Source organism: Paenibacillus sp. TAB_01 (genome assembly GCF_043945595.1).
In the GTDB taxonomy this organism is placed as follows: Bacteria; Bacillota; Bacilli; order Paenibacillales; family NBRC-103111; genus Paenibacillus_S.
The window spans coordinates 6,405,569-6,415,000 of the sequence record NZ_JBIFNP010000001.1; the positions used below are offsets into that span (position 1 = coordinate 6,405,569).

Here is a 9,432-nt window from a genome sequence, read left to right on the forward strand (position 1 = left end):
ACCTCAAGAAAAACTTGAACCCCCGTTAATGCTGCTGCTCTACTACATCGTCAAAGGATAGCTCCATGACTTTACCGAGCTCATAAATCTGCACTTTTACGGTTCGCTCGTTTATATTTAGCGCTACTACACGACCATTCCCCAGCGAAGTGATAACTTCGCTGCCTACGCGCGGCAAATCCTCTTTGGCGCTTTCGTAGTTGTCATGCTCATATTTCAAGCAGCACATTAACCGGCCGCAAAGCCCGGAAATTTTCGTAGGATTAAGAGATAAATTTTGATCCTTGGCCATTTTGATCGAAACCGGCTCAAAATCGCCCAAAAAGGAGGAACAGCACAATATTCTGCCGCAAGGGCCTATGCCGCCAAGCATTTTCGCTTCGTCTCTGACACCAATCTGCCTCAGTTCAATACGCGTCCGGAATACTCCGGCCAAATCCTTCACCAGCTCGCGGAAGTCAACCCTTCCCTCGGCCGTAAAGTAAAAAATAATCTTGTTGCGATCAAATGTATATTCAACATCAACCAGCTTCATTTTAAGCTGATGATCCTTTATTTTGTCCTGGCATATAGCAAAAGCATTCTTCGCCGCCGTCTTATTATCTTCTACCAGCTGTGCATCCGTCAGATCCGCAATCCGGATCACTTTCTTAAGAGGCAATACGACATCCGCTTCCTGAACGGTGCGCTTACCGATAACAACTTTCCCGTACTCGATACCGCGTGCGGTCTCCACAATGACCGAGCAGTCTTTATCCACCGGAAGATCGATGGGATCAAAGTAATAGATTTTACCTGCCTTCTTAAATCGGACTCCAACAACAGAGTACAAATTTACACCCCCTTCAGCTGCATTAACATTTTCTCCAGCACCAGCTGCGGGTTCGCATGGAATCGAAGCCTTTTCTGCAGCTCTATGGCTTGCTCCAAGCAATGAACCCAGTGCTTCATATCATAAGAAAGGGCAAGCCCAGCCATCCAATCGGCTTGATCCATATATACTAAATCATCACGGTTCCCCAGATGAAGCTGAACCATGTCCTTTAGCCATAAGATCAGCATGTCCATAAATAAGGCAAGATGCTCGGAAAGCTCCGATTTGGCCAGCTTCTGCTGTGCAGTTAAGAGAGCTGTAGGCAATCGGGACATGCTTTCCTTTGTTAATTGTATCACTAGATTTCTTATTTCTGCAAACCCATTTCCTACAATTAACTCTCTGGCTGCATCCGGTCCCGCCGCCAGACGAACGGCCGGCTGAATCAGCACGGAAGGATGCCCTTCCTGCTCCAATACCGCAACCATCTTGTGACGGCTCATTGGGGAAAACGGAATCCACTGCGCCCTTGATTTGATCGTCGGCAGAAGCGCGTTGCCGTTATCGGTAATCAGCACCGCAACGACCCGGGAAGCTGGCTCCTCCAAAAACTTCAAAAGGCTGTTGGCAGCCTGGACCGTCATTTTATCGGCGTCCTCAAGCACATACATCTTTAATCCCGAGGAACCGGCTTTATAGGAAAACTGCTTTTGCAGCTCACGGATTTGCTCGATTTTAATCGAGGCCCCGTCGGGACGCACCCAATGAAGATCCGGATGGTTGCCATGCTCTACCTTCCGGCAGTCCAGGCATTCCCCGCAGGCGTCGTCCGGCAGCACCTGACAGTACAAGGCTTGGGCAAACGCAAGCGCCATCTGTCTGCGCCCCGTTCCCGACGGTCCCGTAAAAATGTAGGCATGGGACACTTTATCCGTTCGAAGACTATTTTGTAAAATGCGTTTGACCTGTTCTTGACCCTGTATGGATTGAAAAGACATTGTCGTCTGTTAAAATCCTTTCCTATTATATAGAGAGAACCTTGGCGCAGCGGAAAGCCTTGTTAGAAGGCCAGATTGATCAGCATGCCGCGAATCTCCCCGACTTTATGCAGCAAATCAATACGGCCCTGCTCGCTGTCGAGCAGCTCGTCCGCCAGCGTGAGAAGCTCCCGGTCGATTTCCTCCAGCAGCTTGTACCGCTTCGTGCGTCCGCGGCGGTCCCAGCCGCGCGTATCGCGCAGCTGAACCCCACGGCGTGCCGTTTCCTCCAGATACTGCTTAACCAGCAGCTTATACTGTCTCAGCTCGCGAACTGTCATCGATTTCGCCAATCGCTCGCCCTGTAGGTGAATTTGCTGCAAGATCCGCTGCAGTTGCTCCTGCGAAGCCCTCTCATCCTGCTGCTGCATCATATCCGAGAACGACTTATGCTGCAGCTGCTGGGATGAAGAAGCCTCACTGCGCTGAATCTCTTTACCGAAAGGGCGCCAGTTCGGATTAATTTTCACACGGCAACCTTCTTTCTTTAGAAATGCTCGAACCGTTCAACCGGAAGCACGAATACCGCAGCCCCGCCGACTTGAACCTCAACCGGAAACGGAATGTAAGAATCCGTCGTGCCGCCCATCGGGGATACCGGGGTGACCATCTGCTCACGAATTTTGCAGTTGGCCTTGATGACGGTCATCACTTCGTTGATGCGTTCGTCTTCTATCCCGATCATAAAAGTGGTATTTCCCGCCCGCAAAAATCCTCCGGTACTGGCCAGCTTCGTTGCCCGGAATCCTTCTTTGATCAAAGCGTTCGAAAGACGGTTACTATCTTTATCCTGTACAACGGCAATAACTAATTTCATGGCGCTTCCTCCTTTTCTTTTTGAAAACCTGGAATATACCAATCGACGATGTATGGGATCCTCTGCTGTCTAGCTGAGTGAAGCATAAAAGAAAATTGCTTAATACTACTAATTTGACAAAGTACGGTTTAATTCCTGCTTTTCCTTCGGAATACTGCGCAGGAAGACAACTATTTCGGCAAAAAGCTGCACCAGCAGATTCATTATGCAAAGCCTACTGTATTGTATGTCACACAGGCCGCCTAGGTTCAAGCAATCGGCAGGAAAAGCCTAATTTTCCCCATCGGCTCTATCCTTTAGAGGCGGTCAACCGCCGGCTTATTTCCGCTTTCACCTTTTGATAAACCGACTCATGGTCTTCCTCTGCATTGAAGAGAACAATCCTCTCAGGGTACTGCTCCAGCAGCTTCCTGTAGCCCTCGCGCACCGTTTGATGAAAAGAAAGCTTTTCGGCGTCCAGCCGGTTCCGCTCCCTATCCTTATTGCTGGATATTCTCGAGAGCCCCACCTCCGGTGAAACATCCAGATAAATCGTAAGCTCCGGCATCATATCATCAATGGCAAAGCGGTTCACGGTATAAACCTCATCCACCCCTAGTCCGCGGGCATAGCCCTGGTAGGCCAGACTGCTGTCCAGAAAACGATCGCATAATACGACGGATCCCGCCTCCAAGGCAGGGATCACTTTCTCCACCAGATGCTGTCTGCGGGCAGCGGCGTACAGAAGAGCCTCCGTGCGGCCATCCATTCGGGTATTCTTCATATCCAGGATCACGCTGCGGATCTGCTCTGCAATATCCACGCCCCCCGGCTCTCTTGTCACCATAACCTGGTGCCCCGCTGCAGTCAGCTCTCCTGCCAATCGTTCGATCACCGTCGTCTTACCCGCGCCTTCGCCGCCCTCAAATGTAATAAAACAACCTCGTTCCACTGCCATGCTCGACTCCCTTTTATCCATCATAAGTAGTTCTCAGTATACACTATAATTCTTTGGGTGTAATCACAACGGCGAGCATCGGCTGCTCTCCCTGGATCAGCCCGTGTATTCGGCCTCCCATATGAATTAATTGCTTCAAATAATCCACGATCTCCGCTGTGATTCGTTCTCCGGGGCAAAGGACGGGGATGCCCGGAGGGTACGGAACGATCATTTCGGCGGACAGCATGCCAATGGCATCGTTTAACGGTACCTGAGCCGTGCCCTTCTGGCGAGCCATCGGCTCGTCAAACGATACCGGCTCGGACATGCCCGTCAAGGCAGCATAAGAGGCTGTGCGTCCCGTGCTGCTCTCCCCTGCCGCAGCTATCGAAGAAGCCGTTCCTTGCGGGGCTTGTTCCGCAATCGCTTTAAGTGCTTCGACAATCCGCCCGGCGTCCAGCTCCGTCGAAGCCAGGCTGAACACGAGCAGGACCGCCTGTGGATCGGCCAGCTCCACAAAACAGCCCCGCGCCTCCAACGCATCCTTCAGCTCAAAGCCGCTCATCCGGCCCTGGGCATCTTTTATAATCACCTTAAAGGGATCCCTCTGTATGCCCTGATTCGCTCCAGGCTCCAGCAGCTCGAAGCGGTCAACCTGATTCATCTTTTCCAAAAAACCGTCAATAATACGAATCCCCTGCTCGAGCAGTTCCATTCCCTCTGTGTGCATCTGCCTGCGGCTTAAGTCCAGACTGGCCATAAGCGGATAAGAAGGGCTTGAGCTTTGGAGCATCGTCAAATATCGCTTCAGCTCCTTTCGATCGACCAGTTCCCCTTGAACATGCAGCATAGCTCCCATGGTCATCGCGGTCAACAGCTTGTGTGTGGACTGTACGACAACGTCCGCTCCACATTGCAGCGCCGATTTAGGCAGCGCGGGATGAAAGCCGAAGTGTGCCCCGTGCGCTTCATCTACCATAAGAGGCTTCCCCTGCTCATGAAGCATTTGAACGATCAGCTCCAGCGCATTCGCACCGCCGTAATAGCCCGGCCTCGTTATCAGCAACCCTTTGGCTTCAGGGTACTTCTGCAGAGCGGTCCGGACGGTTTCTGCCCGAACGCCCAAAGCCATTCCCGTCTCCGAATCGATCTCCGGATTCAAGAACACCGCTCTGGCGCCGGCCAGCATCAATCCGTGAATGACCGATTTATGCACATCGCGCTGTACCAAGAGCAGATCTCCTCTACGGCATACGCTCATTATCATCGCTAAATTGCCGACCGTGCTCCCATTGATTAAGAAGAACGTCTCGTCCGCTCCAAAGCACTCCGCAGCTAGCTGCTGCGCCTGGAGTATGACTTCCTCCGGATGGTGCAGATCATCCAAGCCCGTTATTTCCGTTAAGTCCAGCCGCAATAAAGATTCGTAATAAGGCCGTGCCGCCGGATCAATACCTTGTCCGGATTTATGGCCGGGAACATGCAGACTGGCATGTCCGCCTGCGGCATGTTCAACCAACCGCTCGAATAGAGGCGCGTTGAATTTATCCATGTTGTTGATCTCCCTGTAGAACTTTAAAATAAAAACTCGAAATTTGTTGCTTTGTCTCTCTCCCTATTGTAACAAACAAAAAGGCTCTCACCAACGATAAGCCCGCCGGCTGAGAGCACTATTTTTTCATAGACATGCTACGCGTTTTTTCTATAAAAGATTTGCTTCATTTGATGGATAAAAAAAGGGTATTTGGCATCTAAGACGTCCGTTTGTACCATTTCATGCTCGCATTCTTCACAGATGAATTCGGATATAATCATAATGCCTTGTTCCTTTGATTGTCCGCAGATGATGCAGCTATGGGCGATAGGTTCCTGAATGGCCTCTCCCATATAACTCACCTCTATTCTTCTTTTCTATTAGTATGTCCTCATTCTCTTAAAGTAAACCTTCGTCTTCCTGCTATATTTTTATGAAAAATGCCCGTACATAGTTCCTGAACCTCATGATCCGTACAAGTTTTGCCGATATAAATATTGCTGCCAAAATCTATGAAAATGAAGGATGCGTGTCAGGTACGTGAAAGAACAACAAGTATCGAAGGAAGCCAGCGTGTACCATTACCGGTTGCTGAGCCGAATTCATTATAATCCGTTGTATCTCAAGGCTTATTGGGGACTGCTTTTGTTAGCTGTTGTGTGGGATTTCATCCGTTGGCACCCGCTCCCTATGGTTATCAGTATCCTTACGATTCCCTTACTGCAGACCCTGCTTATTTATTTGTATTTTACTTTAAAAGAAAAACGTCCGCTCCGCGCTTGGACCGTCCAGTTCCGGCTGCCCTGGTTCGGTTATGTGCCAAGCAGCTATATTTCGCTCGAACGATTGCAAAAGCTTCACCTGCACCTAACATGGGTTACTATTGTTATATGCGGATGCTTCTATCCCTGGCTCCCGCTCGACCTGATTGTTCATTTGGTCGGCCTGCACCTCTGGCTGCTCATTCCGCGTTATATTCTTATGTTCAAATTTCGCAGCTATGGAGCTGTCGGTTATCTCAAAATAAATGAAGCCGATACTTCCTGCTATGCCCAATAGATTATGCATTTCAGGATGAATTGTTCATGCAGCAGTTCATCCTGGTTCCAGCAAGGCAGGCTGTTTTAAAATAAAAAAGGGCCGCGCCTCCCGGTCCTACAGCATAAAGATACTAACAGAACAAAAAAAGACCTTTGGAATTTAATCCAAAGGCCTTCTCTATTGTGCTTGGCGACGTCCTACTCTCCCGGAACCCTTCGGTTCAAGTACCATCGGCGCTGGAGGGCTTAACGGTCGTGTTCGAGATGGGAACGCGTGGTTCCCCTCCGCCATCATCACCAAACGGGATTTTTCGAAGCGTTACTTCTTCGAAAACGCTGCAAGAAAATATCCATCCCTATAAAGGACATGCAGCTATTTGTTCAAGGTTGTTACCCTGAAAACTAGATACGAAACAAGCATACATCCTTCTTCTTTGCTGTTCTCTTGGATAAGCCCTCGACCGATTAGTATTCGTCAGCTCCATACCTTACGGCACTTCCACCCCGAACCTATCTACCTCGTCGTCTTCAAGGGGTCTTACATACTGGGAAATCTCATCTTGAGGGGGGCTTCACGCTTAGATGCTTTCAGCGCTTATCCCGTCCGTACGTAGCTATCCAGCCGTGCTCCTGGCGGAACAACTGGTACACCAGCGGTACGTCCATCCCGGTCCTCTCGTACTAAGGACAGCTCCTCTCAAATTTCCTACGCCCACGACAGATCAGGACCGAACTGTCTCACGACGTTCTGAACCCAGCTCGCGTACCGCTTTAATGGGCGAACAGCCCAACCCTTGGGACCTACTTCAGCCCCAGGATGCGATGAGCCGACATCGAGGTGCCAAACCTCCCCGTCGATGTGGACTCTTGGGGGAGATAAGCCTGTTATCCCCAGGGTAGCTTTTATCCGTTGAGCGATGGCCCTTCCATGCGGTACCACCGGATCACTAAGCCCGACTTTCGTCCCTGCTCGACCTGTTCGTCTCGCAGTCAAGCTCCCTTATGCCTTTGCACTCTTCGAATGATTTCCAACCATTCTGAGGGAACCTTGGGGCGCCTCCGTTACTTTTTAGGAGGCGACCGCCCCAGTCAAACTGCCCACCTGACACTGTCCCCATACCGGTTCACGGTACCAGGTTAGAACTCCGATACGATCAGGGTGGTATCCCAACGTCGCCTCCACCCAAGCTGGCGCTCAGGCTTCTCAGGCTCCCACCTATCCTGTACAGATCGTACCAAAGTCCAATATCAAGCTGCAGTAAAGCTCCATGGGGTCTTTCCGTCTTGTCGCGGGTAACCTGCATCTTCACAGGTATTAAAATTTCACCGGATCTCTCGTTGAGACAGCGCCCAAGTCGTTACGCCATTCGTGCGGGTCAGAATTTACCTGACAAGGAATTTCGCTACCTTAGGACCGTTATAGTTACGGCCGCCGTTTACTGGGGCTTCGGTTCATAGCTTCGGGGTAAACCCCTAACCACTCCCCTTAACCTTCCAGCACCGGGCAGGCGTCAGCCCGTATACTTCGCCTTGCGGCTTCGCACAGACCTGTGTTTTTGCTAAACAGTCGCTTGGGCCTTTTCACTGCGGCCCCCTCGGGCTATTCACCCTACCGAGGCACCCCTTCTCCCGAAGTTACGGGGTCATTTTGCCGAGTTCCTTAACGAGAGTTCTTCCGCGCGCCTTAGCATGCTCTGCTCGCCTACCTGTGTCGGTTTGCGGTACGGGCACCTTCTCCCTGGCTAGAGGCTTTTCTTGGCAGCCTGAACTCATGACCTTCGCTACTGCAATTTTCGCTCCCCATCACAGACCAGCCTTACGATGTGCGGATTTGCCTACACACCAGCCTCTCTGCTTGGACGGACATCCATCAGTCCGCGTCACTATCCTTCTGCGTCACCCCATTGCTCATAACGGTTCACGGTGGTACAGGAATTTCAACCTGTTGTCCTTCGACTACGCCTTTCGGCCTCGCCTTAGGTCCCGACTTACCCTGAGCGGACGAGCCTTCCTCAGGAACCCTTAGGCTTTCGGCGGATCAGATTCTCACTGATCTTTTCGTTACTCATACCGGCATTCTCACTTGTATGCTGTCCAGCGCTCCTTACGGTACACCTTCTACCTACATACAACGCTCCCCTACCCAAGTGCAAATCTTGTTTGCACGAGCCATAGCTTCGGTGGTGTGTTTAGCCCCGTTACATTTTCGGCGCAGAGTCACTCGACCAGTGAGCTATTACGCACTCTTTCAATGGTGGCTGCTTCTAAGCCAACATCCTGGTTGTCTTTGCAACTCCACATCCTTTCCCACTTAACACACACTTGGGGCACCTTAGCTGATGATCTGGGCTGTTTCCCTCTTGACAATGGATCTTAGCACTCACTGTCTGACTCCCGGGATAAAGTATGTGGCATTCAGAGTTTGACTGGACTTGGTAACCCTTGGCGGGCCCCGCACCCAATCAGTGCTTTACCTCCACTACTCATCTCCCGAGGCTAGCCCTAAAGCTATTTCGGGGAGAACCAGCTATCTCCGAGTTCGATTGGAATTTCTCCGCTACCCCCACCTCATCCCCGAATTTTTCAACATTCGTGGGTTCGGGCCTCCAGTGCGTGTTACCGCACCTTCACCCTGGGCAGGGGTAGATCACACGGTTTCGGGTCTACGTCCACGTACTGCGATTTTTCGTAAGAAAATATCGATACGCCCTATTCAGACTCGCTTTCGCTGCGGCTCCGGCTCTTCACCTTAACCTCGCACGGGAACGTAACTCGCCGGTTCATTCTACAAAAGGCACGCCATCACTCATGAACGAGCTCTGACTTCTTGTAAGCACACGGTTTCAGGTTCTATTTCACTCCGCTCCCGCGGTTCTTTTCACCTTTCCCTCACGGTACTGCTTCACTATCGGTCGCTAGGGAGTATTTAGCCTTGGCAGATGGTCCTGCCTGCTTCCCACGAGGTTTCACGTGTCTCGCGGTACTCGGGATCCGTCTAAGGTTTTCGCAAAATTTCGATTACAGGGCTGTTACCTTCTGTGGCCGGCCTTTCCAGACCGCTTCATCTACTCTGCTAAACCCACATTGACGTCCCACAACCCCAGAGGGCAAGCCCTCTGGTTTGGGCTGTTCCGCTTTCGCTCGCCGCTACTGACGGAATCACTCTTGTTTTCTTCTCCTGAGGGTACTTAGATGTTTCAGTTCCCCTCGTATGCCTCCTACTACCCTATGTATTCAGATAGCGGTAACTGAGTATTACCTCAGCTGGGTT

The 9,432-nt window shown here is 51.0% G+C and carries 8 protein-coding genes and 2 rRNA genes (1 of these 10 running past the window's edge); 1 reads left to right on the forward strand and 9 read right to left on the reverse strand.

Features of this window, described 5'->3' with window-relative positions:
* Positions 1-25: 25 nt before the first annotated feature.
* From ACHHV8_RS31295 to ACHHV8_RS31325, 7 genes are all read right to left on the reverse strand, one after another.
* Positions 26-832: a PSP1 domain-containing protein gene (locus ACHHV8_RS31295; protein WP_395163115.1), complete on the reverse strand. Its 807-nt coding sequence runs from the start codon at positions 830-832 to the stop codon at positions 26-28.
* Between the two features lie 2 nt (positions 833-834).
* Positions 835-1,812: a DNA polymerase III subunit delta' gene (holB, locus tag ACHHV8_RS31300; protein WP_395163116.1), complete on the reverse strand. Its 978-nt coding sequence runs from the start codon at positions 1,810-1,812 to the stop codon at positions 835-837.
* A 62-nt stretch (positions 1,813-1,874) separates the two neighbouring features.
* Positions 1,875-2,321: a YaaR family protein gene (locus ACHHV8_RS31305; protein ID WP_395163117.1), complete on the reverse strand. Its 447-nt coding sequence runs from the start codon at positions 2,319-2,321 to the stop codon at positions 1,875-1,877.
* Between the two features lie 17 nt (positions 2,322-2,338).
* Complete coding sequence (locus tag ACHHV8_RS31310) at positions 2,339-2,668, reverse strand: cyclic-di-AMP receptor (RefSeq protein ID WP_395163118.1); 330 nt, start codon at positions 2,666-2,668, stop codon at positions 2,339-2,341.
* Between the two features lie 289 nt (positions 2,669-2,957).
* Positions 2,958-3,599: a dTMP kinase gene (gene tmk / locus ACHHV8_RS31315; protein WP_395163674.1), complete on the reverse strand. Its 642-nt coding sequence runs from the start codon at positions 3,597-3,599 to the stop codon at positions 2,958-2,960.
* A gap of 49 nt (positions 3,600-3,648) precedes the next feature.
* Positions 3,649-5,139 (reverse strand): aminotransferase class I/II-fold pyridoxal phosphate-dependent enzyme, encoded by a 1,491-nt coding sequence (locus tag ACHHV8_RS31320; RefSeq protein ID WP_395163119.1) that lies wholly within the window; start codon positions 5,137-5,139, stop codon positions 3,649-3,651.
* Positions 5,140-5,276: 137 nt separating this feature from the next.
* Positions 5,277-5,474: a sigma factor G inhibitor Gin gene (locus ACHHV8_RS31325; protein ID WP_395163120.1), complete on the reverse strand. Its 198-nt coding sequence runs from the start codon at positions 5,472-5,474 to the stop codon at positions 5,277-5,279.
* A 187-nt stretch (positions 5,475-5,661) separates the two neighbouring features.
* Here ACHHV8_RS31325 and ACHHV8_RS31330 point away from each other — a divergent pair, with 187 nt between their 5' ends.
* Complete coding sequence (locus ACHHV8_RS31330; protein ID WP_395163121.1) at positions 5,662-6,180, forward strand: hypothetical protein; 519 nt, start codon at positions 5,662-5,664, stop codon at positions 6,178-6,180.
* Between the two features lie 166 nt (positions 6,181-6,346).
* Here the strand turns inward: ACHHV8_RS31330 and rrf are convergent.
* Together rrf and ACHHV8_RS31340 are read right to left on the reverse strand one after the other, a co-directional pair.
* Positions 6,347-6,463, reverse strand: a 5S ribosomal RNA gene (rrf, locus tag ACHHV8_RS31335).
* Between the two features lie 143 nt (positions 6,464-6,606).
* Positions 6,607-9,432: ribosomal RNA gene (locus ACHHV8_RS31340) — 23S ribosomal RNA — on the reverse strand (it continues 125 nt past the right edge of the window).